Source organism: Brucella cytisi (assembly GCF_038433355.1).
Lineage (GTDB): Bacteria > Pseudomonadota > Alphaproteobacteria > Rhizobiales > Rhizobiaceae > Brucella > Brucella cytisi.
In genome coordinates, this window is sequence record NZ_JBCAUP010000002.1 from 214,423 (window position 1) to 238,110 (window position 23,688).

Below are 23,688 nucleotides of genomic sequence, written 5' to 3' on the forward strand. Positions count from 1 at the left end.
GATGTGAACCCTGAATATATCAGCCCAGAGTACTAGCGACGCCGAGCGATATAAAGATGGCCTGGAACTGGCGCTCCTTGTTCGCTGCGCACGACGATGTCTTCGCAACGCACACAGTCCATTCCGTGGTTGTCGAGCATCGCACGCACATAGGTTTGTGCGTGTGCAAAGCGCTGATAGTCTCCAACCATGAATGCGCGCCCGGCAAGCCTTGTATCGTCCAGCGTCTCGCTGGAGAAGCCGAAATGTCCGCCCGGCAGCAGATGCGCGGCAACACCCGTGAAGAATTTGTCGAGTTCGCCCATGTAAGGCAGAACATCAGTAGCGACGATCAGATCCCAATCCTGTTCGCTCGTGGTTTCGAGAAAACGAACGGCTTCGCCGACGAACAACGCCTGATAGTCGCCTTTCTCGTAAGCGACTTCGATCATGTTCTCCGAGATATCGACGCCGGTCTTATGTCCGGCCATGTCATCGAGCGCATCAGCTGACAAGCCGGTGCCGCAGCCCAGATCGAGCATGCGTTCAGCGAAAAACTCGTCGTTCATGTCGAGAAGTATTTCACGCAGCTGGAGTGGAACGTCATAACCGAGCTGGTCAACAAGGATCGTGTCGAACATTTCGGCATGTTGATCGAAGAGTGTCGATACATAGGCATCCGGAGCCTTTAGAGGTACCGCGCCGCGTCCCATGCTCGCAAGCCGCACGGCTGCGCCGCCATGGTCATCAGGATCGATCCGCAGCACATCTTCATAGGCCTTGGCAGCCGCATCGAAATCGCCAGCTTTTTCCAGTGCAAGCGCCCGCTCATAGGCTTCTGCAAGCGCTTCCTGATCAAAAGCTGGTTTGTCATTCTCGGCCATAAAGATCGGCCCTTCTTCTGTTCTTGGCATCTGTTAGATGCGGTGTGTAAGTGGTTGTAAAATCTTTAATTTCTTACTTTTTCCGACATTCGAGCGCGTAGGGCAAGAGTATCCCTCCCCGCTTCCTACGCTTATCTGGAAAATCTCGCAAGCGGGTCCGCGTTGATCGGATGTGTACCCTACTCGGCAGCAGCTGTGATGCGCTCGTCATGACCTTTATGATCCGCCAGCTTTCGTGCAATCACAGCACAGGCCATAAGCTGGATCTGGTGAAAGAGCATCAAAGGCAGAACAATGCTGCCGACATTCGCACCGGCGAAAATCGCGCTTGCCATTGGAGCTCCGCTGGCGAGGCTCTTCTTTGATCCGCAGAACATGATCGTGATGCGGTCGGGACGATTGAAACCGAGCAACTTGCTGCCGTACCAGGTGGCCAGCAGCACAACGACCAGCAGAACGATGTTGACTCCCACCATCATGCCGAGATCGTGCCACGAAACGGTACGCCAAAGACCTTCAACCACAGCCTCGCTGAAAGCCAGATAAACGACCATCAGGATCGAGCCTCGGTCAACAAAGCCGAGTGCTTTGCTGTGCCGCCGCATGAAACTGCCGATCCATGGCTGCAGAATTTGTCCGAGCACGAAGGGTGCGAGCAGCTGCAACAGAATGGATTCGAGCGCATCGACAGATATTCCACCACCGCCTTTGACTGCGAACAACAAGCCGACCAGCAAGGGCGTGAGAAACATGCCGAAAATGTTCGACGCAGATGCTGATACGATTGCCGCTGAAACATTGCCGCCCGCAATTGAGGTGAAGGCTATGGACGACTGGACCGTCGAAGGCAGAACGCAGAGAAAGAGGATACCTGTGTAGAAGGCTGATTGCGACAAGCCGGGAATGGTCCAGCCTGCCGCCAGACCGAGGATCGGAAACAGGATGAACGTCGATGACAGGACTGCCAGATGCAGCCTCCAGTGCGTTATGCCTGCAACGACGGCCTCACGCGAGAGTCTTGCACCATGCAGAAAGAACAGAAGCCCGACAGCAAATTTCGTTGCCAGTGCAAACCAGTCTGCAAAATCACCGTGCACGGGGAGCACGGACGCAAGCAGAATGGTCACGATCAGCATGCTGGTGAATTTGTCAGGCAGGAAGCGCATCATATCGTCCAATCTTGCAGGCATTGCGGAGCGCGACGCCCGCTTCATTCAAAATTCACATTCGTTCATAAACCTCTCGGGAGGAGTTTCAATCCTCCCGATATGGCGCGATAGCTCACACTTTTGAGATGTGGCTTCCAATTTACAATCCAAGCTGGTTCATTCGTAACCGTTGGGGTTCTTCGACTGCCAGTGCCACATATCCTGGCACATTTCGCGGAGGTTCTTCTCTGCGGACCAGCCGAGGAAATCGCGGGCAAAGGTTGGATCAGCGTAACATTCAGCAACGTCGCCTGGACGGCGCGGCGCAATCTCATACTTGATTTCGCGATTCGAGACGTGTTCGAAGGCCTTCACGACGTCCAGAACGCTATAGCCCTGCCCCGTGCCGAGATTCACCTCGAAACACTGCGGCTCATCCAGCTTCTTGAGTGCCTTCAAGTGGCCGGCAGCCAGATCCACTACGTGAATGTAGTCGCGAACGCCGGTGCCATCGGGCGTTGAATAATCATTGCCCCAGACATTCAGTTTTTCGCGACGACCGGTCGCGACCTGCGCGATGATCGGCATTAGATTATTCGGAATGCCCTTTGGATCTTCGCCGATCAGGCCGCTCTCATGTGCGCCAACCGGGTTGAAATAACGCAGGATGGCGATCTTCCAGCTGTTGTCGCCGTTATAAATATCGCGAAGCATGTCTTCGATGACGAGCTTGGTCCGACCATAGGGATTCGTTGCCGATAGCGGCTGGTCTTCAGTGATCGGCAATTTCTGCGGATCGCCATAGACCGTGGCTGATGAGCTGAAAACCAGTGTCTTGACGCCGGTTGCTTCCATGGCCTGTAACAGGCGGAGCGTGCCCACCACATTGCAATCATAATAGAGCATCGGCTTTTCGCTCGATTCACCGACGGCCTTCAGACCGGCAAAGTGAATGACGGCAGTGCATTTGTGATGCCGGATCACCTGTTCCAGAAAGGCGCGATCTCGAATATCACCTGCTTCCCGGCGCGGCGTGCGTCCGGTAATCTTTTCGATGCGATGCAGGGCTTCTGGGTGGCTGTTGTCAAAATTGTCGACCACAACGACGTCGTGGCCTGCCTCGATGAGCTGAACACAGGTGTGCGAGCCGATATAACCAGCGCCGCCAGTCACAAGAATTGTCATCGTTTATGTATCCGCTTGTTGAACATGCCGCCCCGATGTGCGATCCCCGGCTGACTATGCAAAATCAGTAACAGACTTCAAGCCATCCGGTGCGATTCTCTTGAATGGTTGCAATAGATCAGCCAAGTTTGACGGAGCGATGATGAAACCATCCCGCAATATCGATCGCCTTCTGGAAATCATGGCAGCGCTCCGTGACCCCGAAACCGGCTGTCCATGGGATGTGGAGCAGAGTTTCGAATCCATCATGCCCTATACGCTTGAGGAAACTTATGAAGTCCTTGATGCCATAGAGCGCAATGATATGGACGATCTGCGCGAAGAACTTGGCGATCTGTTGTTGCAAGTGGTGTTCCATTCGCGCATGGCCGAAGAACAGGGCAGCTTTGCATTTGGCGATGTTGTCGAAGCTATCACGCACAAGATGATCAGGCGACATCCGCATGTTTTCGGTGACGCTGAAGCCAGAAATGCAGGCATGGCCAAGGGCTCATGGAATCGCATCAAGGCTGAGGAAAAAGCCGAGCGGGCCGAACGGCGTGCGAAACTCGGGCTTGAAATGACCGAGAAGAACGGTTTTCTGGACGATATTCCACACGCCTTCCCTGCCCTGCTTCGTGCTTTGAAACTCCAGCAGAAAGCCGCGAAAGTCGGCTTCGACTGGTCTGAGGCAGCACCGATCCTCGACAAGATCGCCGAGGAAACCGCAGAACTGAAGGAAGCTATGGCAGCGAAGGAGCGCGTGGATATCGAAGAGGAATATGGTGACCTGCTGTTTGCCATGGTCAATTTGGGCCGCCATCTTGAGATCGATGCGGAAACCGCGCTCGTTGCAGCCAATGAGAAGTTCAAGCGGCGGTTCCATTTCATCGAAAAAACGCTCGGTGATACCGGAAGCGACCTTGATGCCGCTACTCTCGATGAAATGGAAGCAATCTGGGGCGAAGCCAAGAGAAAAGGCCTCTAACTATTTGTTTTTAAGCATTTCCGGGCGCAAAATCGTTTCACACTTTTGCTGGAATGCTCAATCGGTCTATTTCTCATCTTCCCATTTTGGACGGAACATCTGATAGACGCTTTCCGTCGTGGCAAATTCCATATAGCCAAGCCTGCTGACAGGTCTGGCTTTCGCGATATCGATGAGACCGTTGGTCAGGACCTGTTCATCGATATGCACGCCGACAACCTCGCCGATCACCATGTAATTGCCGGTCGGCCTGCCCTCTTTGTCCTGCAATCGTTTGATTTCCACCGCGACACATTCAAGCGCTGCATAGGCCTCCTTGACGCGTGGGGCTGCGATAAGCCTGCTCGACGTCTGGGTTAGTTCGGCATATTCGAACTCGCTGATACCGCGAGGCGCGTCGACAGATGATGCATTCATCTGGGTTCTCAAATGATCGCTCACCAGATTTGCGGTGAACTCGCCGGTTTCTTCGATGAATGAAACGCTGTCCTTCACACCACTCGATGAGAACATGACCATAGGCGGCGTGTCACAGATCGCGTTGAAGAAGGAGTAGGGCGCGAGGTTGACGGCGCCCTCCTTCGATTTCGTCCCGATCCAGCCTATGGGGCGTGGTGCAACGATTGCCTTGAACGGATTATGGGGCAGCGGGTGCCCTTCCCTCGGTTCATAAAACATATGTTTATCCGCTGATTAGAAAGTCTTGTTGAAGTCAGTTCTAAGTTTGCGTCCATGGGCCGGAATATTCGATAACGATCTTGTCCATGTCGGCTCTCGGGCGTTCCGGCATCTTGTTTGCCGCCGTTCCGATATGAACAAACCCGGCAACGCGTTCATTGGGCGCCAGTCCCAGAAATGCGCGGGCGGAAGCGTCGTCCGAATACCAGTTTGTAATCCAGTTGCTGGCATAACCAAGCGCGTTCGCAGCCGTGCAAAGATTCATTGCGACAGCGCCAGCCGAAAGGAACTGCTCCCATTCCGGAATGCGCTCATGCGCGACAGGCGACGACACGACACCGACGACGAGCGGCGCACGCGAGAAACGCGTAAGCTCTTTTTCCTTGCGTCCTTCCGGCATCGGACCTTCAATTTCTTCGGCACGTTGGGCCAGATACTCGCCGACTTTGAGACGCGCATCCCCGCGATAAAGGATGAAACGCCAGGGTGTCAGGCGTCCGTGGTCAGGCACGCGTGCGGCAACTTTCAGCAATGCTGCCAGTTCCTCGCCCTCGGGTGCTGGTCCGGAAATTGCCGAAATCGGGGTGGAACTGCGCTGTGCCAGAAAATCGAAGATCGGATGGGCCACGGATAACCTCGTCACTAAAATGCTGCTTATATTGCTCCACTTATTCGGGGCTGCTTCTTCTCGCCCTTTGCATCCGCACTGTAAAGTCAAAATTCCAGAAACGATTAATCAACAGAAGTTGGAAAAATGCGGGTGCCGGAAGCGATTTGGCCTTGAATTCGCCACCCGCATGGGCTCAAAAATACAACATGTCGGATCGCTTGAACCTGTTTTACCCAAAGAGAAAAATTGCCCTGCGCGGAGGATCGTTTTTTACGGCGTTCGCGTTTGCCGTCAGTGCAATGCCATCGTTGGCTCAGAGCCTAGATCCGCGGACAAATATTCCACAGTTGCAGACCACCACGACTGGCCTGCCAGACTTGCCGCAGCCAGCGCTCGATCTTCCGACACTGAACACTTATGCCGCCCCATCCAGCCCGGAGAACAATCCGCTCGTCCAGACGCGTGAACTCGATCTCAAGGCGCGGTTGAGTGAAGGTGGCGGTGACATTCCGGCGGGGCTTGTATGGCGCGTGTTCTCGCCGGATGTCGGAGCGGATGGTCAACTGCCGTTGATAGCAAGTGCAAAGGGCGGCAGTGCTGTTTTCAATCTGCCCGAGGGTAGCTATCTGGTGCATGTCGCCTATGGGCGCGCCGGTGCTACCAAGCGGATCACGGTCGGCAACGCGACCCGTCATGAAGTGATGATGCTCGATGCGGGCGGGATGAAGCTCAGTGCGATTCTGCCGGATGGCGGCAAGATTAATGACGATCTCCTGCGTTTCTCGATCTATGCGGACGAAGACAATAATGATCGTTCGCTGATTGTGCCCGACGTCAAGCCGAACGCGATCATTCGCCTCAACAGCGGCACTTATCATGTTGTTTCCAACTATGGCACGGCCAATGCCACCATTCGGGCCGATATTCGCGTGGAAGCCGGAAAACTGACGGAAGCGACCGTTCAGCATCGGGCCGCGGAAGTGACGTTGAAGCTTGTGCGCGAGCGCGGCGGCGAAGCGCTTGCCGATACGTCATGGTCGATCCTGAACGCTTCCGGCGATGTGGTACGCGAAAGCGCTGGCGCTTATTCGTCGATGGTTCTAATCGAAGGGGATTATGTTGCCGTCGCCAAGAACAAGGACCGCATCTACCAGCGAGACTTCAAGGTTTCTTCTGGCAAGAACGAGGAAGTCGAAGTCGTCGCCAATGGCGAATCCGAATCCGTTCAAGACAGCATGGATTAGGTCTAAGCTCTCTGCAAAAGCAAAAGGCCGCGCAATGCGCGGCCTTTTAATTGTTAGCCACCATTCTTGAGGCGGAGCAGATCGGGCGGGGTCGCCTCTTCCACCAGCCGTGCAATGGCTTCATCGAGCGTCATGGATTCCTGATCGCGCGAACCGAGACGGCGCATATTGACCGTGTTTTCTTCGGCTTCGCGCTTGCCGCAGACGAGGATCACCGGAACCTTCTGCAAGGAATGCTCACGAACTTTGTAGTTGATCTTCTCGTTGCGCAGATCGGTCGAGACCTGCAGTCCGGCGGCTTTCAGCTTAGCCGCAGCCTGCGACGCATATTCGTCGGCATCCGAGGTGATCGTGGCAACGACAACCTGCACCGGCGCAAACCACAGCGGCATGTGACCGGCGAAGTTCTCGATCAGAATGCCTAGGAAGCGCTCCATCGAGCCGCAGATCGCGCGGTGGATCATGACCGGTTGGCGCTTTTCAGAATCCTTATCGATATAGAATGCGCCAAAGCGTTCCGGCAGGTTGAAGTCCACCTGCGTGGTGCCGCACTGCCATTCACGGCCGATAGCATCCTTCAGCGTATATTCGAACTTAGGACCGTAGAACGCGCCCTCGCCCGGCAGAATGCCGGTCTTGATGTTGTTGGACTGCTGCTGGATCTTTTCCAGCACCGACATCATCACGCTTTCGGCACGATCCCAGAGCTCATCCGAGCCGACGCGCTTTTCAGGACGGGTCGACAGCTTGATGGTGATCTCTTCGAAACCGAAGTCCTTGTAGACTGACAGGATCAGGTCATTGATGCGCAGGCATTCCGCAGCCATCTGCTCTTCGGTGCAAAAGATGTGCGCATCGTCCTGCGTAAAGCCGCGCACGCGCATCAGGCCATGCAACGCGCCTGACGGCTCGTAACGGTGCACATTACCGAATTCCGCAAGCTTGATCGGCAGGTCGCGATAGGACTTGAGGCCATGCTTGAAGATCATGACATGGCCGGGACAGTTCATCGGCTTCAGCGCAAAGACACGATCATCATCGGTTTCGTCACCGGCAACGGTTACCTTGAACATGTTGTCGCGATACCAGCCCCAGTGGCCCGAGGTTTCCCAAAGGGACTTGTCGAGCACCTGCGGCGCGTTCACTTCCTGATAGCCATGGCTGTCGAGGCGGCGACGCATATAACTCACCAGATTCTGGAACATCTTCCAGCCCTTGGCGTGCCAGAACACAACGCCCGGTCCCTCTTCCTGGAAATGGAACAGGTCCATTTCACGGCCAAGGCGGCGATGATCGCGCTTTTCGGCTTCCTCAAGCATATGGAGATAGGCCTGAAGATCGTTGTCGTTGGCGAAAGCAGTGCCGTAGATGCGGGTCAGCATCGGATTGTTGGAATCACCGCGCCAGTAAGCCCCGGCGACCTTCATGAGCTTGAAGGAATTGCCGATCTGGCCGGTTGAAGCCATGTGTGGGCCACGGCAGAGGTCGAACCAGTCGCCCTGATAATAAATCTTGAGGTCCTGTCCGGCAGGAATGGCTTCCACCAGCTCGACCTTGTAGTTCTCGCCCTTGTCGGCAAAAACCTGCTTGGCTTTTTCACGCGACCAGACTTCCTTGGTGAAAGGCTTGTTGCGCTGAATGATCTCGCGCATCTTCTTTTCGATCACCGGAAGATCGTCGGGCGTGAACGGTTCATTACGCGCAAAGTCGTAGTAGAAGCCGTTCTCGATAACGGGGCCAATGGTAACCTGCGTGCCCGGAAAAAGCTCCTGCACGGCTTCTGCCAGTACGTGCGCCGTATCGTGACGAATGAGTTCGAGCGCGCGCGGGTCTTCGCGGGTCAGAATCTCAATCTTGCCGGAAGCGCCGAGAGGATCGGAAAGATCGCGCACGGTGCCATCGACGGCATAGGCAACAGCTTTTTTGGCGAGAGATTTGGAAATCGATTCCGCGAGGCCCGCGCCGGTCATCGACGCATCGTATTCACGCACAGAGCCATCGGGAAATTGCATGGAAACGGTATTCGACATTCTGATCATCCTTATCCAGTCCCGCCAACGATTGCGGGTGGGTTCATGCGTATGAAAATGAAGGTTGGGTTCTAGTCTTTTTTGCCCAGCCAGTAAAGCGCGACAGACTGACGGCGTCAGGTCGCGCTCATCTGTGCAATTGAAATGAAATCAGTTCCGAATCGGGAGGCAGTCGATCTTCTGCTGCTTCAACTGCGAGCACGCCTTTTCGGCGGATGCAGAGTCCCTGAAACCGGAAAAACGCGCGCGATAGACCTTGCGGCGCTTTTCGGCAGGCGAAATTTCAGCTTTCAGGCCCGGTGCGACTTTGTCGACCGCCGGACGATATTTGGCCAGCAGCTCCTTGGCACCGGAAAGTGTCGGTGGAGCGCCGAGCTGAATCGTCCAGGCCGATGCTCCAGCGGCTGAGGCGATCAGGAAGCCACCGTCGCCCTGCTCGATACGGGAATCGTCGATCAGGTCTGCTACTGCGTCTGCTTTCGGCTGAGCCGGAGCTGCCTGTTTGGCGACAGGCTGCGGCTTTGCCATTGCAACGAGCTGCCCCGTGGCTTCAGTGCCTTCCGTGCCGAACTGGGTGAGCAGTTTCGCCATCTGGTCGTCGCGCTGCCGCGCTGATCCAGCCCCCAGTACGACACCGACAAGGTGTCTGTCGTTGATGACGGCAGACGAAACGAGGTTGTAGCCGGATACATCCGTATAGCCGGTCTTGATGCCGTCCACACCCTGATAGCGATACATCAGATTGTTGTGGCCATTACGAACACGGTCGCGGAAAGTGAAGGAGCGCTGCGAGAACAGCTCATATTGTTCCGGAAAGTCACGGCGGAGCGACATGCCAAGCACGGCCATATCACGCGCTGTGGTAAGCTGGGTTGACTTTGCCGTCAGTCCCGACGGATTGACGAAGAAAGTGCTCTTCATGCCGATCTGGCGCGCACGCTGCGTCATCAACCGGCCAAAAGCCGCTTCCGATCCGGCGATATATTCGCCCATGACCGTCGCCGCATCATTGGCCGAGACAATAATCATGCCGTTGATAGCGTCGCGCACCGTGATCGTCTCACCCGGCTTCAGCCAGAGCTTCATGCGGACCTTTGCAGCCGCATTTTTCGACACAGGCATTGCATCGTCCCAATGTAGCGTGCCGGTCTTGAGACCTTCAAAGGCGAGATAGAGCGTCATCATCTTGGCCAGTGAAGCTGGTGCACGCTGCACATTCGCATCGTCCTGCCCAAGGATTCGCCCGCTATCGGCGTCGAAAACAACCCAGGACGTATTCGCCATCGCCGCAGACGTACAAAGCACACTCGCACCGAGCGCTAAGGATGCAATGAGACGTGAAAGACGGGACGATGATTTCAGCATAACAGCTCACAGGAATAGGGACGCCGGGGGGACATGCAGGCAAATTGCGGCCCGAAAAAGACCACAGCACTGCCTTAAATTCCAATTCTCAATGAAACGTTGATATCCTTAATGAATTATAATCAGCTAACAAAAAAATGTCAGAATTCACAGCTGGGAGTAATTCGGGGAACCGGGAGAAGGCTCTGATAAAGCGCATCGCGCCCTAAGATGCCGAGCAGCGCCAATACCGCCAGGGCAGATACCATTTGAGATCGCTGGAGAGTGTACGCGGCACCGGATCGAAACCGTGGGTTCCGAACGGCCCGCAACGCATGACGCGAAAAAGCCCCACCCATCCGCCGCTCCACAGGCCGTGGCGAGCAATGGCTTCATAGGCATATTCGGAACAGGTCGGCAGATGGCGGCAGGAATTGCCGATGAGAGACGACAATGTCACCTGATAGAAGCGCACGAACGAAGTGCCGATCACTCTTCCGGGTGTCTTGCGCCACGCATCTGTAAAATTCCGGCTATAGCGCTTTGGTGCGCCCTCGCCTGCGTGATTCTTGCCGCAAGAGCACATCAGGCAGCTTTGGCCTTTTCCTCGATTTGCCGGATGCAATCGACAACCGCATCGAATGTAAGCAGCGTGGAGGCGTGGCGAGCCCTGTATTCGCGGACAGGTTCGAAATATTTCAGGTCGGCAAAACGCCCTTCCGGCGCCGGACCTTCTTCCTTCAGCATCTTGTACATTTCATCGCGGACGGCTTTCAGTTCCTCTGCGGAAGCGCCGATGATATTGCGCGCCATCACGGACGAAGAAGCCTGCCCAAGTGCGCAGGCTTTCACCTCATGCGCGAAATCCGTCACAATGCCGTCAGCCATTTTCAGGTAGACGGTAACGGTCGATCCGCACAGTTTGGAATGCACTTTGGCAACGGCATCGGGCTCAGGAAGGCGTCCCAGACGCTCCATGTTTCCAGCGAATTCCAGAATACGTTTGTTATAAATATCATCGATCATGGAGGCGAACCTTCCGCAGTGCCGGAGAAAAACATAATTTTGTCGTCCGACTGCGGTTTGAAGTTGCAATTTAATGTCTATATAATAGGCAGGTAGCGTCTGCGCTATGGGTAACATTAGCACAGACCCGGGGGCAGTCGCACGAAAACCTGTCCGGTGGCCTCAAGCGCCGGATCAATACATCGCCCGCTCGCAAAGCGCATCGTTGTATTGTCCGTTTAACTCGTCTCCTCCTTGAAGGAGACTACTGGAGAATACTGATGGACGCTCGCATCCTCAAAGAAGATGACGAATCCGGCCTGCCGAACAAGCAGGCAGATATAACTCTTTTGCATAGCAAGCCGACGCAGGCCGATGCAGAAGCAGCCGTACGCACGCTTTTGCTTTGGGCCGGAGACGACCCGGAGCGTGAAGGTCTTCTGGAAACGCCGAAGCGTGTTGCCAAGGCCTATAAGGAACTGTTCGCAGGTTATACGGAAAGCCCGGAAGAAGTTCTCGGCACAGTGTTCGAGGAAGTCGGTGGCTATAACGATCTTGTCCTCGTGAAGGACATTTCGTTCCATTCGCATTGCGAGCACCATATGGTGCCGATCATTGGCAAGGCGCACGTCGCCTATCTGCCTGATCACAAGGTGGTTGGCCTTTCCAAGATTGCCCGCGTCGTGGATATTTTCGCACGCCGCCTGCAGACACAGGAAAGCATCACCGCACAAATCGCCGATAGCATCCAGCGCATTTTGAAGCCGCGTGGCGTCGCCGTCATGATCGAGGCCGAGCACATGTGCATGGCCATGCGCGGCATCCGCAAGCAGGGTTCGACGACCATCACCACCACTTTTACCGGCGAAATGCAGGTGAATGCGGAGGAACAGGTTCGCTTCATGACCCTGACCCGCAGATAAGCGGCAGACTATGAGCTTCTTTCCTGTCCAGCCTTCTGACAAGAAGGCCATCGAAGAAGGTGCGGCATTCATGCCGCGCTTCGATGCATCAGGTCTCATCACAGCCGTTGTAACCGATGCGCGTGACGGCGAGTTACTGATGGTCGCCCATATGAATGAGGAAGCGCTGCGTCTCACCCTCGAAACGGGAATTGCGCATTACTGGTCTCGTTCGCGCGGCAAGCTCTGGAAGAAGGGCGAGACGTCAGGCAATCTGCAAAGCGTTGTCGAGTTGCGAACGGATTGTGACCAGGATGCGCTTTGGCTGAAAGTGCGCGTCGCCGGTGACGGGCCGACCTGCCATACAGGCCGCCGCTCCTGCTTCTATCGGCAGGTTGTTGCCGAGAACGGCGATATATCGCTGGCTATTGAAGGCGCTTGCGATCACGAGCATTAATCTTGGTCAAAAGGATGTGATGGCGCGAATATGAGTCGCGCCATCAATTCGCAGCATTTATTCTTTGGATACTATGTTTCGCTAATCTGAAGCGGTTCCATTCAAACGGAGTTGTCGGAATCGTTTTAGCCATTTGTCTGTGCATTTCCTGACGCAAACCGCTTGAGTCTTTTGTCGGAAATGCTCCAAATCGAGACGAAGAGGTATCCATCGTGATGCTTGCATGGGGGCAGAGGCGGAAGGCTGCGAATAACGACCTTGCACCGCCGACAGAAGAAATCGTTGAAAAACCTGAAATCAAGCGTGAGCCGCGCCGGATAGCCTTGGCGCTGGGCGGCGGAGCTGCGCGTGGCTGGGCGCATATCGGCGTTCTGCGCGCGCTGGACGAAGCCAATATCGATATCGAGATGATTGCCGGAACTTCCATCGGCGCGCTTGTCGGTGGCTGTTATCTGGCCGGAAAGCTCGATGAACTGGAAGATTTCGCCCGTAGCCTCACACGGCGGCGCATGTTCAATCTTCTCGATATCACCTTTCGCGGTAGCGGGCTGTTCGGCGGAATGAAACTCGATGGTCGCCTGCGCGAGCATCTGGACGGGCTGCGCATCGAGGAACTGGACCGTCCCTTTGTCGCGATCTGCACCGAATTACGCACCGGTCACGAAATCTGGCTGTCATCTGGCCCGCTTATTGATGCCATGCGTGCTTCCTATGCCCTGCCCGGGGTTTTCGAGCCCGTACGCTGGCAGGAGCGTGTTCTGGTCGATGGCGCATTGGTCAACCCTGTCCCCGTATCTGTGTGCCGCGCTTACGAGCAGCGCCTCGTCCTTGCGGTGAACCTGCATTACGACCAGTATGGTCGCGCTGCAGTCATCAAACATGCGCAATCGCGCCAGGAAGGTCTGGCCGAGGCAATTCATGGTGAGAAGGAAGCGCGCCTTGGCATTACAGGCGTGATGATGGAAGCTTTCAACATCATTCAGGACCGCATCTCGCGAGCCCGCATGGCGGGCGATCCACCGGATGTCACGCTTATGCCGATTGTGGGACAGATCGGGCTTGCCGATTTCCATCGCGCATCCGAGGCAATCGACGCCGGATATACGGAAACGCTGAAGCGTCTTGAGGATATCAAGCGCTTGCAGGGCATCGCCGGGTAATTTTTTGGCGATTGAGACGAATCCGAATGAATCGGATTCGTCGGATTCGCTCTTGTTGCCCCTAGCAGCCCTTTGTTCTACCGCTACACTCTCGTTCGGTGACGTTTTTCGGAATTTTTTTTGATTTACGGAAGCCTTTGAAAAATCCCGGAAATTCGGGGGTTCAACGATGTCTTCGATGATTGCGTGCCGGCTTTTTCACATTCTTTTTCAAAAAGATTGCCGGAAGATGCAGATGGGGCTTGTGCACCCCAAAGTGATTTGCTAAATGCCCACTCGCCGACGGAGTTCGGCTCCTACCACGGGCGGTCGTGGCGGAATTGGTAGACGCGCAGCGTTGAGGTCGCTGTGGGGCAACCCGTGGAAGTTCGAGTCTTCTCGACCGCACCATCTTCTCTCAAGAACAATTTAAAATGCTTTCCCCGCAAGGGGTTAAAGTTGTTTCTTGATTAGAGACTTTCACTTTTCATCGATGCATTACAAACAAAAACGCGCCCTTCGATGAAGAGCGCGTCTGGTTGATGACACTATTCTCGTTCAGCTTTTGCCGATTTCCGAAAGAATGATGTTGCTGTGTTCTCCCAGCTTCGGCGAACGCTTGTCGAGCTTTAATTCGGCATCGGAGAAGCGAATAGGCGTCCGCAGACCGGGAACGCCTTGCGGGTCGATCTTCATCGCCCTCGCCTCGAATTGCGGGTCTGCGAATACATCGGCCACCGTGTTGATCGGACCGGCAGGCACGCCAATTCTGGCAAGCTCGGCCAGAAGATCGTCGCGCTTCCATGCCCGAGTCTTGTCTTCCAGAAGTGCCGTGAGAGCCGCCCGGTTGGCCACACGCGCCGAATTGCTGACGAAACGCTCGTCGACTGCGATGTCACCAATGCCAAGCAATGAGGTCAGTTTTCCGAACTGTCCGTCATTGCCGCAGGCGATGATGAAATAGCCGTCGGAAACAGGCAGCGTCTGATAGGGCGCAATATTGGGATGGGCATTGCCCATGCGCTTTGGTGAAACGCCGGACGCCAGAAAATTCATCGCCTGATTGGCCAAAACCGCCGACATACAGTCGAATAGCGCCATATCGATATGCTGGCCGATGCCGGTGCGCTCGCGCATAATGAGTGCGGACTGGATCGCAATCACGCTGTAAAGCCCGGTGAAAATGTCGGCGAAAGCCACGCCAATTTTCTGCGGCTCACCGTCAGGTTCGCCAGTCAGATCCATTATGCCGCCCATGCCCTGGATCATGAAATCATAGCCTGCACGCTCGGCGTATGGGCCGGTATGGCCGAAACCGGTGATCGAGCAATAGATCAGGCGTGGATTGATGGCCTTCAGGCTCTCATAGTCGAGGCCGTACTTATCCAACCCACCCAATTTGAAGTTCTCGATGACAACATCGGCGTCAGCCACGAGCTGGCGCACCACTTCCCTGCCCTCATCAGTGCGGAAATCTGCAGTGATCGAACGCTTGCCGCGATTGCAAGCATGGAAATAGGCGGCGGACCTTTCGCCTTCCACATCGATGAATGGCGGGCCCCATTTGCGCGTATCGTCACCTTCAGGGCTTTCCACCTTGATGACGTCGGCGCCAAGATCGGAGAGCGTCTGCCCTACCCATGGTCCGGCAAGAATGCGCGCCAGTTCTACCACCTTGAGACTGTCAAGCGGCGTGTTCTGCATTTTCAGCAATCCCGTACAAAAATAAAGAGGCCCGCCCGCGAACTGCGAACGGGCCCGAATGGAAGGCTTGGCGATACAGCGATCAGAAGAAAGCCTGAATGCCGGTCTGGGCGCGGCCCAGGATCAGCGCATGAACGTCATGCGTGCCTTCATAGGTGTTCACTGTTTCCAGATTCTGCGCATGGCGCATGACGTGATATTCGATCTGGATACCATTACCGCCGTGCATATCGCGGGCCTGACGGGCAATATCGAGCGCCTTGCCGCAATTGTTGCGCTTCACGATGGAGATCATTTCCGGAGCCATCCTGCCGTCGTCGAACAGACGGCCGACGCGCAAGCTTGCCTGAAGGCCAAGAGCAATTTCGGTCTGCATGTCAGCCAGCTTCTTCTGGTAAAGCTGCGTACCGGCCAGCGGCTTGTCGAATTGCTTGCGATCAAGACCATACTGACGGGCACGGAACCAGCAATCTTCTGCAGCGCCGAGGACGCCCCAGGAAATGCCGTAGCGGGCGCGATTGAGGCAGCCGAACGGACCCTTGAGACCGGAGACATTCGGCAGAAGTGCGTCTTCCGAAACCTCGACACCATCCATGACGATTTCGCCGGTGATCGATGCGCGCAGCGAGAGCTTGCCGCCGATCTTCGGTGCGGAAAGCCCCTTCATGCCCTTTTCGAGGATGAAGCCACGAATGGCGTTGTCATGCGCAACGGACTTTGCCCAGACGACGAACACATCGGCGATCGGTGAGTTCGAAATCCACATCTTGGAGCCACTGAGACGATAGCCACCGTCGATCTTTTCGGCGCGGGTCTTCATGCCTGCCGGATCGGAGCCTGCATCGGGCTCGGTCAGGCCGAAGCAGCCGATCAGCTCGCCGGAGACGAGGCCCGGAAGATATTTCTTGCGCTGCTCGTCCGAGCCATAGGCATAGATCGGATACATCACGAGCGACGACTGCACGCTCATCATCGAACGATAACCGGAATCGACACGCTCGACTTCGCGCGCCACCAGGCCGTAGGCAACATAGCCGGCATTGGCTGCGCCATATTCTTCAGGAAGCGTCACGCCCAGAAGACCAGCCTGCCCCATCAGACGGAACAGTTCCGGATCGGTCGTCTCATCTAGATAGGCCTTTTCAACGCGGGGCAGCAGAACGTCCGTCGCAAAAGCCTTGGCCGAGTCGCGGATCATGCGCTCGTCTTCGGTCAACTGGTCATCCAGTAGAAACGGGTCTTCCCAGCTAAAAGCCGCACGTGACATCAGTGTATTCTCCTCAATGAAAATTCGCAGGAAATATGAACTGTGCCGAGGTCTGGTGCAATCGACGTTTACTCATCGATCTATTCCATTTAGTAATGGATCATGACTTCGATATCACGCCGCTTGCTCCCCTCCACCAGTGCGCTTGCCGCCTTCGATGCGGTTGCGCGGCATGAAAGCTTTTCGGCTGCGGCCGAGGAACTGTCGTTGACGCAAGGCGCGGTGAGCCGGCAGATTGCAACGCTTGAAGAGCAGCTTGGAACAGCGCTTTTCGACCGCACCAGCCGCAATGTGGTTCTATCCGATGCCGGGCGCGTCTATCTGAAGGCGGTGGGGCCAGCGCTGGCATCCATCCGTGCCGCTTCGCTGCAAGTCATGTCGCATATGCGTGGCACCACGCTCAATCTCGCTTTTCTGCCGACATTCGGCACACGCTGGCTGATCCCGCGCATACCGCGTTTCGTGGCAAAGTATCCCGATATCATCCTCAATTTTGCGACGCGTATCGGGCAGTTCGATTTTGATCGCGAAGGATTGGATGCAGCGATCCATATTGGCCAGCCGGACTGGCCCAACGCCGATAGTGTCTTCCTGATGGATGAAACGGTTGCGCCTGTGTGCAGCCCTGCATTTCTACAGCAGAATCCGGTTCATGCGCCTGCCGATCTGTTGCCGCTTCCCCTGTTCAATATGGCTTCACGCCCCGGTGCATGGGACCACTGGTTCAAGAGCCTCGATATCGCGGCTCCGGTTTCACCGGGAATGCGCTTTGAACAGTTTTCGAACGTCTCGCAGGCTTGCATTGCAGGCCTTGGCGTTGCGCTGATGCCGCTGTTCCTCATTCGCGCCGAAATCGATAGTGGCCAGCTTGTGGTTGCCTGTCCGCATACGGTCAAAAGCCCGAGCAGCTATTATTTTGTGACGCCGAAGGCTCGTTCGAGCACTCCGGCGGTGTCGGCTTTCCGGGATTGGTTGTTGGCGGAAGTCAAAAGCGAAAACAGCCGCTCAGGCGATTGATTGGCCGATTGAACGGCTGGCGATCTCGTATGAATGCAGACGCTTCTTGTGATCATGTATCATGCCGGTCAACATCAGTTCATCGGCGCCGGTGCTTTCTGCAAAGGCCTTGATGCCTTTCGCTACCGTGTCCGGTCCACCGACCACACGGCATGACAGCATCTGGCGAACAAGCGCCTGCGCTGCCGGATCAAGCCGCTCCGCATAGCCTTCGACCGGTGCAGGAAGCTTGCCCGGGCGACCGCTGCGCAGGTTGACGAAAGCCTGCAGTTGCGACGTGAAAAGATGGTTCGCCTCTTCGTCCGTGTCGGCTGCAATCACGTTTAGGCCCAGCATCACATAAGGCTTCTGCATATATTCCGATGGCTCGAACCGCTCGCGATATAGAGCGATGGCGCGCTCCATTTCGCCAGGCGCGAAGTGCGAGGCAAATGCGTAAGGCAGCCCCAGCATCGCGGCAAGCTGCGCGCCGAACAGGCTGGAACCGAGAATCCAGACAGGCACATTCAACCCCTCGCCCGGCACTGCGCGCACGCGCTGACCCGGTTCGGTAGGTTTGAAATAGTTGAGCAACTCGACCACATCCTGCGGAAACGCATTGGCGTCACTGTCGAGATTACGACGAAGCGCATGAGCGGTGATCTGGTCAGTGCCCGGAGCGCGCCCAAGACCGAGATCGATACGCCCCGGAAACAGGGAAGCCAGCGTGCCGAACTGTTCTGCAATCACCAGAGGTGCGTGGTTGGGTAGCATGACGCCGCCTGCACCGACGCGAATGGTTGAGGTGCCGTTGGCGACGTAACCGATGACCACAGATGTGGCGGCACTGGCGATACCCGGCATATTGTGGTGTTCGGCAAGCCAGTAACGGTGAAAGCCGAGCCGTTCGGCATGTTGCGCAAGCTCCAGCGTATTATGCAGCGATTGTGCTGCATCGCTACCTTCGGGAACGGGCGAAAGATCGAGAACGGATAATGGTATCATACTGGCTCATATGGGTTGGAACGCAGCGTTTGCAACGTTAGCAAAAATCAAAAGGGCGACCTATTTCTAGGCCGCCCTTTGTCATTGGTTCAACGCAAGTTTCAGTGATGTTGCGCTGGAGCCGGTTCGCCGCCTTCATCCGATGACGCAACATATTCGCCTTCAACATCCTTCTTGGCGATGAAGGTGTAGAACATCGGCACCACGAACAGCGTGAAGATCGTGCCGATCACGATACCAGTGAAGATCACCAGACCCATCGAGTAACGTGCGGCTGCACCGGCACCGGTCGCGATGATGAGCGGTACAACGCCAAGCGCCATGGCGGCAGTGGTCATCAGGATTGGACGCAGGCGAGTTTCAGCTGCGACGATGATCGCATCCCGGCGTGAAAGACCATGCAGACGGCGTTGCTGGTTGGCGAATTCCACCATCAGAATACCGTGCTTGGTAATCAGCCCGACAAGGGTGATGAGACCGACCTGCGTGTAGATGTTGAGAGTGCCGAGACCGATGTTCAGCGGCACGATGGCACCGAAGATCGACAGCGGAACCGACATCATGATGATGAACGGATCGCGGAAGCTTTCGAACTGTGCCGCCAGCACGAGATAGATCACGATGACGGCGAGGCCGAAGGCGATCAGGATCGTGTTGCCCTGCTCCACTTCCAGACGCGACTGACCGGAATAATCCAGGAAGAAGCCTTCCGGCATCTTGGATTTGGCCAGATCGACCAGAGTTTGCAGGCCCTGCCCGGTTGTGACGCCAGGTAGCGGCAGAGCTGAAATCGTGGCCGAATTCAGCTGGTTGAACTGCTCGATTGCTGCAGGCGATGCATTCTGGCTGATCGTGATGACCGACGACAGCGGGATCATCGAGCCGGAAACACTGCGCACATAGAAGTCGCCAAGCTTTTCCGGGTTCGAACGGTATGCATCGGGCACCTGCGTGATGATGTCATAGCTGTTCGAATCGCGGTCGAACTTCGCCACCGATGCGCCACCGGTCAGGAGACCCAGTGTCGAACCGATATCGCTGATCTGCACACCCAGCGTTGCTGCGCGGTCGCGATCGATGGTGATCGTGACCTGGGGTGCGTTGAAGGAGAGCGAGTTCTGCACAATGATATACTGGCCGGAAGCCTGTGCTTCATTCTTGATTTCCTCAGCCAGTGCGAAAACCTGATCGGCTGGGCCAGTCGATTGTATCGCAATCGAGATCGGCAGGCCGCCACCCGTTCCCGGCAAGGACGGAGGCGCGAAGATGAATGCTTCAACACCTGCAACCTTGGAAATACGTGCGGTCAGATCTTCCTGAATCTGCTTCTGCGAACGGGTACGCTCGTTCCAGTCCTTCAAAACCCACAGCGCGATACCGGATGTCGTGCCACCATCCATGCCGACGATCTGGAAACGGGTCTTCAGTTCCGGAAGATCCTTGGTCAGTTCGTCGATCTGTTCGGCATAGAGATTGGTATAGGCCGAGGTTGCATATTGCGGAGCCTGGAACATCGAGAACAGCGCGCCGGAATCTTCTTCCGGTGCCAATTCGCTCGACGTGTTCATGAAAAGAAAGCCCGTCAATCCCATCAGCGCTACCACAATTGCGAGCGTAATGCCGCGATAGTTGAGCGAGTTGGAGACACGACGGTGATACCACTTTTCGAAACGCGAGAAGGTCCGGTCGATGAACTTCTGGAACCGGGTCTGGTCGCCATGCTTGAGCATGCGCGCACACATCATTGGCGAAACCGTCAAGGCGGCAACGCCCGAAATGATAACGGCGCCAGCCAGCGTGAAGGCGAATTCGCGGAACAGGGCACCCGTCAGGCCGCCCGTGAAGCCGAGTGGTGCGAACACCGCCGCCAGCGTGATCGTCATGGCGATGATCGAGCCGGTGATTTCCTTCATGCCCTTGAAGGCAGCGTCCATGGGCCGGAGGCCCTCTTCGATATGCCGGTGTATGTTCTCCAGAACCACGATGGCATCGTCGACCACAAGGCCGATGGCGAGAACCATCGCGAGCAGTGACAACAGGTTGATCGAGAAGCCGAGCGCATAAAGGAAGAAGCACACGCCGATCAACGAGATTGGGATCGTGACAATCGGAATCAGCACCGAGCGGAACGACCCGAGGAAGACGATGATGACCAGAATGACGATAGCCACAGCTTCGCCGATGGTCGTGAAGACTTCCTTGATCGAAGAGCTGATCTGCTCGGTCGCGTCATAGACGAGAACAAGCGACATGCCTTCCGGCAGCGACGCCTGGATAGATGGCAGTTCCTTGCGGACGGCAGCGGCCATGTCGATGGGGTTTGCAGCTGGTGTCGGGAAGACGCCGAGGAAGGTACCAGCCGAGCCGTTGAACGAAACGATGGTGTCCGTGCTTTTCGCAGCCAGTTCGACCCGCGCAACATCACGCAGACGAACCACGTCGTCACCCGAAGCCTTGATCGGCATGGCGCCAAAGGCTTCCGGTGTCTGCAAGGTCGACTTCAATGTGATCGATGACGACACATATTCGTTCTTGGTCGTGCCGGGCGCCGACAGGAAGTTGGAAGCGTTGATTGCCGCCAGAACTTCCGGTGCCGTGATCTGACGTGCCGCAAGCTGGATCGGGTCGAGCCAGACACGCATCGAATAGACCTGACCGCCCAGAATTTCAGCCTTTGCAACACCCTGAATGGTGGACATGCGCGGCTGGATAACGCGTTCCAGATATTCCGTGATCTGTTCGCTCGTCATATTAGGGTTCTGCGCTGCCAGATACATGGTAGCGAAGTTCTGACCCGTTCCCTTGACGATGACGGGATCGTCGGATTCGTCCGGCAGGTCGCCGCGAACCTGATTGACCTTGGCGATGACTTCCGTCAACGCCGCATCCGGGTTTGCACCGAGCTTCATCTGCACGGTCACCGTGCTCGACGACGGACGGCTCGAAGACGTCACATAGTCGATGTTTTCAGTGGTTGCGACCGCTTCGGCGATCGGCGCGGTGATGAAACCCTGAATGAGATCGGCACTCGCGCCGGCATAGTTTGTTGTGACCGTGATAACGGTTTCATCGACCTTCGGATATTCGCGCACCGTCAGCTGCGCGATACCCTGAAGGCCCAACAGAATGATCATGAGGGCAACTACCGTGGCAAGCACGGGTCGCCGGATGAAAATATCGGAAAAGCTCATCGGGATCGCCTATTGCTTGTCAGCCGGTTGGCCGGCCGGAATCGGATTGACGGTGTTGTCGATGTTCACCGGTACGCCGGGCGAGAGCCGGTTCTGACCTGCCGTGATGATGATGTCTCCAGCCTTGAGGCCGCTCGTCACTTCGACAATGCCGGAATAGCGGCGTCCAAGCTTGATGAAGACCTGCTGTGCGACCTGCTTCTCGCCATCTTCCGGCTTGGCATCGGCAGCAGGAGCCTTGGCGGTGTTGTCGCCTTCGGCAGCCTTCGCGCCTTCCTGCTTCTGTTCCGGACGAACCGCATAGACATAGTCGCCATACAGGCTGGAGATGATCGTGGTCTGCGGCAGAGCAATGACATTGTCTTCTTCCGGCAACTCGACACGAACCTGCACAAACTGACCCGGTGTCAGTTCATGATCCGGATTCTGTACTTCCGCGCGCACCGAAACGAGACGGGTCGTCGGGTCGATCTTCGGATCGATACCGATAATCGTGCCGGTGAAGTTGAGTGCTTCTGCAGTCGAACCGACCTTGACGGTTTGTCCAAGCTTGATGGAGGCAAGCGACTGTTCCGGGACAGTGAAGTCGATGCGCATCACGTCGGTGTTTTGCAGCGTGGCAATGACCGTGCCGGGCGTCAGATACTGGCCGAGATCGACCTTGGAAATGCCGATAACGCCTGAGAACGGGGCCTTGACCGACTTCTGCGCCAGCGTTGCACGCATCTTTTCCACCACCGCACCGGCGGCATTGGCGACCGATGCGGTCGTATCGACATTCGATACAGCACCGACACCGCGCGTGCGCAGCGTATCGGCTCGTTTCAGGTTCTGCTGGGCAAGAACGGCTTCAGCTTCGGCGGCTGCGAGGTCCGCCTTCTGAATGCTGTCTTCCAGCTGAAGCAGCAGGTCGCCTTCCTTGACTTCCTGATTGGCCTTGAAGTTGATCTTCTGCACGAGGCCGTCAAGCTGTACGGTCAGATCGACGCCATTGAGCGCATTGGCCGTGCCGATGGCTTCGACACCCGGTTTCCATACGCCCGGCTCCACTGCCACGGTCGAAACCGTCTGGGCGGGCTGCTGCATGTTGGCGAAAAAGTCTTTGATGGCCTGTGATCGGAACAGGTTAAAGCCAACGAGGCCTCCAACGACGATCACGAGGAATATTATTGCCAGAATAAGGCGCTTGATCATTGCGGATGCACTCCAGATGGCTCCCTGATCGATCAGGGTTGGGGGATTGGCCGCGGCGCCTTCTTTCGCAGTCACGCAAAGGTCGCGCGTATTTTACTTGAATGAAAGTGGCGAATAACTGTACCGTCTGGACGGTATTGTCAACATACGAACTGTCAGGAGACACCAGTAAATTGCTAACAAAAAAGAAGGTCTCGTCGCGCGAGCGTATTTTGCGCGCTGCTACTGAGCTTGCCCGTGAGATCGGACCTGCTCACCTGTCTCTCGATGCTGTAGCAGCCCGTGCGGGCCTTTCAAAAGGCGGATTACTGTATTCTTTTCCGACAAAGGCCAAACTGCTGGAAGCGGTGGTCGAAGAGTATATGAAAGAGCACGAACACGCCATGGAGGTTCAGGAAACACTCCAGAAAGGCGACAAAAACCGCGTGGCTCGGGCTTTTCTCGATGTTTACCGGGTTCAGGCCGATGATGAGCCGCCAGCTTGTGGTGTCCTTGCCGCGCTTGCTGAAGATCCGGGTTTCATGGTGCCGGTTCGCCAATATCACAGGGCATTTCTCGACCGCATGATCATGGACACGACCGATTCCGATACCGCGCTGATTGTTTACCTGGCCGTCGCGGGTCTCGAATGCTCCAAACTGATGGAATGTGAAATTCTGAACGATGAGGAACAGCGCGCCGTTCTCGTCCGTTTGGAAAACATGCTGACAGAAAACTGACAGCTATAAAGAAAAAGGGCGGCGGGCGCCCTTAATTTTA

At 56.0% G+C, this 23,688-nt stretch carries 21 protein-coding genes and 1 tRNA gene; 8 read left to right on the forward strand and 14 right to left on the reverse strand.

The features are described from left to right. Window positions 1–32: 32 nt before the first annotated feature. From AAE521_RS03235 to galE, 3 genes are all read right to left on the reverse strand, one after another. Window positions 33–863, reverse strand: a complete 831-nt coding sequence (locus tag AAE521_RS03235; protein WP_342060453.1) for a class I SAM-dependent methyltransferase — start codon at window positions 861–863, stop codon at window positions 33–35. Window positions 864–1,042: 179 nt separating this feature from the next. Further along, the gene (locus tag AAE521_RS03240; RefSeq protein WP_029924822.1) at window positions 1,043–2,029 is read right to left on the reverse strand and encodes a bile acid:sodium symporter; all 987 of its coding nucleotides are present in this window, start codon (window positions 2,027–2,029) and stop codon (window positions 1,043–1,045) included. Between the two features lie 159 nt (window positions 2,030–2,188). Beyond that, a complete protein-coding gene (gene galE / locus AAE521_RS03245; RefSeq protein WP_010660095.1) occupies window positions 2,189–3,196 on the reverse strand; it encodes a UDP-glucose 4-epimerase GalE in 1,008 nt (335 codons plus the stop codon). A gap of 142 nt (window positions 3,197–3,338) precedes the next feature. Here galE and mazG point away from each other — a divergent pair, with 142 nt between their 5' ends. Continuing rightward, window positions 3,339–4,163, forward strand: coding sequence for a nucleoside triphosphate pyrophosphohydrolase (gene mazG / locus AAE521_RS03250; protein ID WP_342060587.1), 825 nt, complete (start codon window positions 3,339–3,341; stop codon window positions 4,161–4,163). A gap of 66 nt (window positions 4,164–4,229) precedes the next feature. Here mazG and AAE521_RS03255 read toward each other — a convergent pair whose 3' ends face one another. Both AAE521_RS03255 and AAE521_RS03260 read right to left on the reverse strand, forming a co-directional pair. Beyond that, window positions 4,230–4,841 (reverse strand): flavin reductase family protein, encoded by a 612-nt coding sequence (locus tag AAE521_RS03255; RefSeq protein WP_342060454.1) that lies wholly within the window; start codon window positions 4,839–4,841, stop codon window positions 4,230–4,232. A 40-nt stretch (window positions 4,842–4,881) separates the two neighbouring features. Beyond that, window positions 4,882–5,469, reverse strand: a complete 588-nt coding sequence (locus tag AAE521_RS03260; protein ID WP_342060455.1) for a nitroreductase family protein — start codon at window positions 5,467–5,469, stop codon at window positions 4,882–4,884. A 281-nt stretch (window positions 5,470–5,750) separates the two neighbouring features. Here AAE521_RS03260 and AAE521_RS03265 point away from each other — a divergent pair, with 281 nt between their 5' ends. Further along, window positions 5,751–6,695 carry a hypothetical protein gene (locus tag AAE521_RS03265; RefSeq protein ID WP_374864432.1) on the forward strand — a complete coding sequence of 315 codons (945 nt, stop codon included), beginning with the start codon at window positions 5,751–5,753 and terminating at the stop codon, window positions 6,693–6,695. Window positions 6,696–6,748: 53 nt separating this feature from the next. Here AAE521_RS03265 and thrS read toward each other — a convergent pair whose 3' ends face one another. From thrS to AAE521_RS03285, 4 genes are all read right to left on the reverse strand, one after another. Then, window positions 6,749–8,725 carry a threonine--tRNA ligase gene (thrS, locus tag AAE521_RS03270; protein ID WP_342060456.1) on the reverse strand — a complete coding sequence of 659 codons (1,977 nt, stop codon included), beginning with the start codon at window positions 8,723–8,725 and terminating at the stop codon, window positions 6,749–6,751. A gap of 150 nt (window positions 8,726–8,875) precedes the next feature. Next, on the reverse strand, window positions 8,876–10,090 hold the full coding sequence (locus AAE521_RS03275) for a serine hydrolase (RefSeq protein ID WP_342060457.1): 1,215 nt from the start codon (window positions 10,088–10,090) through the stop codon (window positions 8,876–8,878). 205 nt (window positions 10,091–10,295) lie between these two features. Next, window positions 10,296–10,655: a membrane protein insertion efficiency factor YidD gene (gene yidD, locus AAE521_RS03280; RefSeq protein ID WP_342060458.1), complete on the reverse strand. Its 360-nt coding sequence runs from the start codon at window positions 10,653–10,655 to the stop codon at window positions 10,296–10,298. Further along, window positions 10,655–11,095, reverse strand: coding sequence for an iron-sulfur cluster assembly scaffold protein (locus AAE521_RS03285; RefSeq protein ID WP_010660103.1), 441 nt, complete (start codon window positions 11,093–11,095; stop codon window positions 10,655–10,657). The genes yidD and AAE521_RS03285 overlap by 1 nt, the downstream gene beginning before the upstream one ends. Window positions 11,096–11,355: 260 nt before the next feature. On the opposite strand from AAE521_RS03285, the gene folE reads away from it, so the two are divergent. From folE to AAE521_RS03305, 4 genes are all read left to right on the forward strand, one after another. Beyond that, window positions 11,356–11,997 carry a GTP cyclohydrolase I FolE gene (gene folE / locus AAE521_RS03290; protein WP_342060459.1) on the forward strand — a complete coding sequence of 214 codons (642 nt, stop codon included), beginning with the start codon at window positions 11,356–11,358 and terminating at the stop codon, window positions 11,995–11,997. Window positions 11,998–12,007: 10 nt separating this feature from the next. Continuing rightward, window positions 12,008–12,433 carry a phosphoribosyl-AMP cyclohydrolase gene (hisI, locus tag AAE521_RS03295; RefSeq protein ID WP_010660104.1) on the forward strand — a complete coding sequence of 142 codons (426 nt, stop codon included), beginning with the start codon at window positions 12,008–12,010 and terminating at the stop codon, window positions 12,431–12,433. Between the two features lie 212 nt (window positions 12,434–12,645). Next, a complete protein-coding gene (locus tag AAE521_RS03300) occupies window positions 12,646–13,593 on the forward strand; it encodes a patatin family protein (protein ID WP_010660105.1) in 948 nt (315 codons plus the stop codon). 305 nt (window positions 13,594–13,898) lie between these two features. After that, window positions 13,899–13,983 (forward strand) — tRNA-Leu (locus AAE521_RS03305). Between the two features lie 147 nt (window positions 13,984–14,130). Here AAE521_RS03305 and AAE521_RS03310 read toward each other — a convergent pair. Together AAE521_RS03310 and AAE521_RS03315 are read right to left on the reverse strand one after the other, a co-directional pair. Beyond that, complete coding sequence (locus tag AAE521_RS03310; RefSeq protein ID WP_342060460.1) at window positions 14,131–15,276, reverse strand: CaiB/BaiF CoA transferase family protein; 1,146 nt, start codon at window positions 15,274–15,276, stop codon at window positions 14,131–14,133. Window positions 15,277–15,358: 82 nt separating this feature from the next. Continuing rightward, the gene (locus tag AAE521_RS03315; protein WP_342060461.1) at window positions 15,359–16,543 is read right to left on the reverse strand and encodes an acyl-CoA dehydrogenase; all 1,185 of its coding nucleotides are present in this window, start codon (window positions 16,541–16,543) and stop codon (window positions 15,359–15,361) included. Between the two features lie 102 nt (window positions 16,544–16,645). Here AAE521_RS03315 and AAE521_RS03320 point away from each other — a divergent pair, with 102 nt between their 5' ends. Then, window positions 16,646–17,560, forward strand: coding sequence for a LysR family transcriptional regulator (locus AAE521_RS03320; protein WP_010660108.1), 915 nt, complete (start codon window positions 16,646–16,648; stop codon window positions 17,558–17,560). Here the strand turns inward: AAE521_RS03320 and AAE521_RS03325 are convergent. The 3 genes from AAE521_RS03325 to AAE521_RS03335 all read right to left on the reverse strand — a co-directional run bounded on the left by AAE521_RS03325 (window position 17,549) and on the right by AAE521_RS03335 (window position 22,929). Next, window positions 17,549–18,544, reverse strand: coding sequence for an LLM class flavin-dependent oxidoreductase (locus tag AAE521_RS03325; protein WP_342060462.1), 996 nt, complete (start codon window positions 18,542–18,544; stop codon window positions 17,549–17,551). The two genes, AAE521_RS03320 and AAE521_RS03325, sit on opposite strands and share 12 nt — an antisense overlap. Window positions 18,545–18,645: 101 nt before the next feature. Beyond that, window positions 18,646–21,735: an efflux RND transporter permease subunit gene (locus AAE521_RS03330; protein ID WP_010660110.1), complete on the reverse strand. Its 3,090-nt coding sequence runs from the start codon at window positions 21,733–21,735 to the stop codon at window positions 18,646–18,648. 9 nt (window positions 21,736–21,744) lie between these two features. Next, window positions 21,745–22,929: an efflux RND transporter periplasmic adaptor subunit gene (locus AAE521_RS03335; RefSeq protein WP_342060589.1), complete on the reverse strand. Its 1,185-nt coding sequence runs from the start codon at window positions 22,927–22,929 to the stop codon at window positions 21,745–21,747. A gap of 101 nt (window positions 22,930–23,030) precedes the next feature. Here AAE521_RS03335 and AAE521_RS03340 point away from each other — a divergent pair, with 101 nt between their 5' ends. Then, entirely contained in the window at window positions 23,031–23,648 is a 618-nt protein-coding gene (locus tag AAE521_RS03340; protein ID WP_371264646.1) for a TetR/AcrR family transcriptional regulator, read from the forward strand. The last annotated feature ends 40 nt before the right edge of the window (window positions 23,649–23,688 follow it).

What these genes read in the sequence shown, in the direction of transcription:
- thrS (WP_342060456.1), bottom strand. Translation starts at nt 8,725, where the DNA reads ATGTCGAATACCGTTTCCATGCAATTTCCCGATGGCTCTGTGCGTGAA.
- AAE521_RS03325 (WP_342060462.1), bottom strand. Translation starts at nt 18,544, where the DNA reads ATGATACCATTATCCGTTCTCGATCTTTCGCCCGTTCCCGAAGGTAGC.
- AAE521_RS03320 (WP_010660108.1), top strand. Translation starts at nt 16,646, where the DNA reads ATGACTTCGATATCACGCCGCTTGCTCCCCTCCACCAGTGCGCTTGCC.
- AAE521_RS03335 (WP_342060589.1), bottom strand. Translation starts at nt 22,929, where the DNA reads ATGATCAAGCGCCTTATTCTGGCAATAATATTCCTCGTGATCGTCGTT.
- AAE521_RS03255 (WP_342060454.1), bottom strand. Translation starts at nt 4,841, where the DNA reads ATGTTTTATGAACCGAGGGAAGGGCACCCGCTGCCCCATAATCCGTTC.
- AAE521_RS03340 (WP_371264646.1), top strand. Translation starts at nt 23,031, where the DNA reads ATGAAAGTGGCGAATAACTGTACCGTCTGGACGGTATTGTCAACATAC.
- AAE521_RS03275 (WP_342060457.1), bottom strand. Translation starts at nt 10,090, where the DNA reads ATGCTGAAATCATCGTCCCGTCTTTCACGTCTCATTGCATCCTTAGCG.
- AAE521_RS03265 (WP_374864432.1), top strand. Translation starts at nt 5,751, where the DNA reads ATGCCATCGTTGGCTCAGAGCCTAGATCCGCGGACAAATATTCCACAG.
- yidD (WP_342060458.1), bottom strand. Translation starts at nt 10,655, where the DNA reads ATGTGCTCTTGCGGCAAGAATCACGCAGGCGAGGGCGCACCAAAGCGC.
- AAE521_RS03285 (WP_010660103.1), bottom strand. Translation starts at nt 11,095, where the DNA reads ATGATCGATGATATTTATAACAAACGTATTCTGGAATTCGCTGGAAAC.
- AAE521_RS03315 (WP_342060461.1), bottom strand. Translation starts at nt 16,543, where the DNA reads ATGTCACGTGCGGCTTTTAGCTGGGAAGACCCGTTTCTACTGGATGAC.
- galE (WP_010660095.1), bottom strand. Translation starts at nt 3,196, where the DNA reads ATGACAATTCTTGTGACTGGCGGCGCTGGTTATATCGGCTCGCACACC.
- AAE521_RS03310 (WP_342060460.1), bottom strand. Translation starts at nt 15,276, where the DNA reads ATGCAGAACACGCCGCTTGACAGTCTCAAGGTGGTAGAACTGGCGCGC.
- mazG (WP_342060587.1), top strand. Translation starts at nt 3,339, where the DNA reads ATGAAACCATCCCGCAATATCGATCGCCTTCTGGAAATCATGGCAGCG.
- folE (WP_342060459.1), top strand. Translation starts at nt 11,356, where the DNA reads ATGGACGCTCGCATCCTCAAAGAAGATGACGAATCCGGCCTGCCGAAC.
- AAE521_RS03235 (WP_342060453.1), bottom strand. Translation starts at nt 863, where the DNA reads ATGGCCGAGAATGACAAACCAGCTTTTGATCAGGAAGCGCTTGCAGAA.
- AAE521_RS03330 (WP_010660110.1), bottom strand. Translation starts at nt 21,735, where the DNA reads ATGAGCTTTTCCGATATTTTCATCCGGCGACCCGTGCTTGCCACGGTA.
- hisI (WP_010660104.1), top strand. Translation starts at nt 12,008, where the DNA reads ATGAGCTTCTTTCCTGTCCAGCCTTCTGACAAGAAGGCCATCGAAGAA.
- AAE521_RS03240 (WP_029924822.1), bottom strand. Translation starts at nt 2,029, where the DNA reads ATGCGCTTCCTGCCTGACAAATTCACCAGCATGCTGATCGTGACCATT.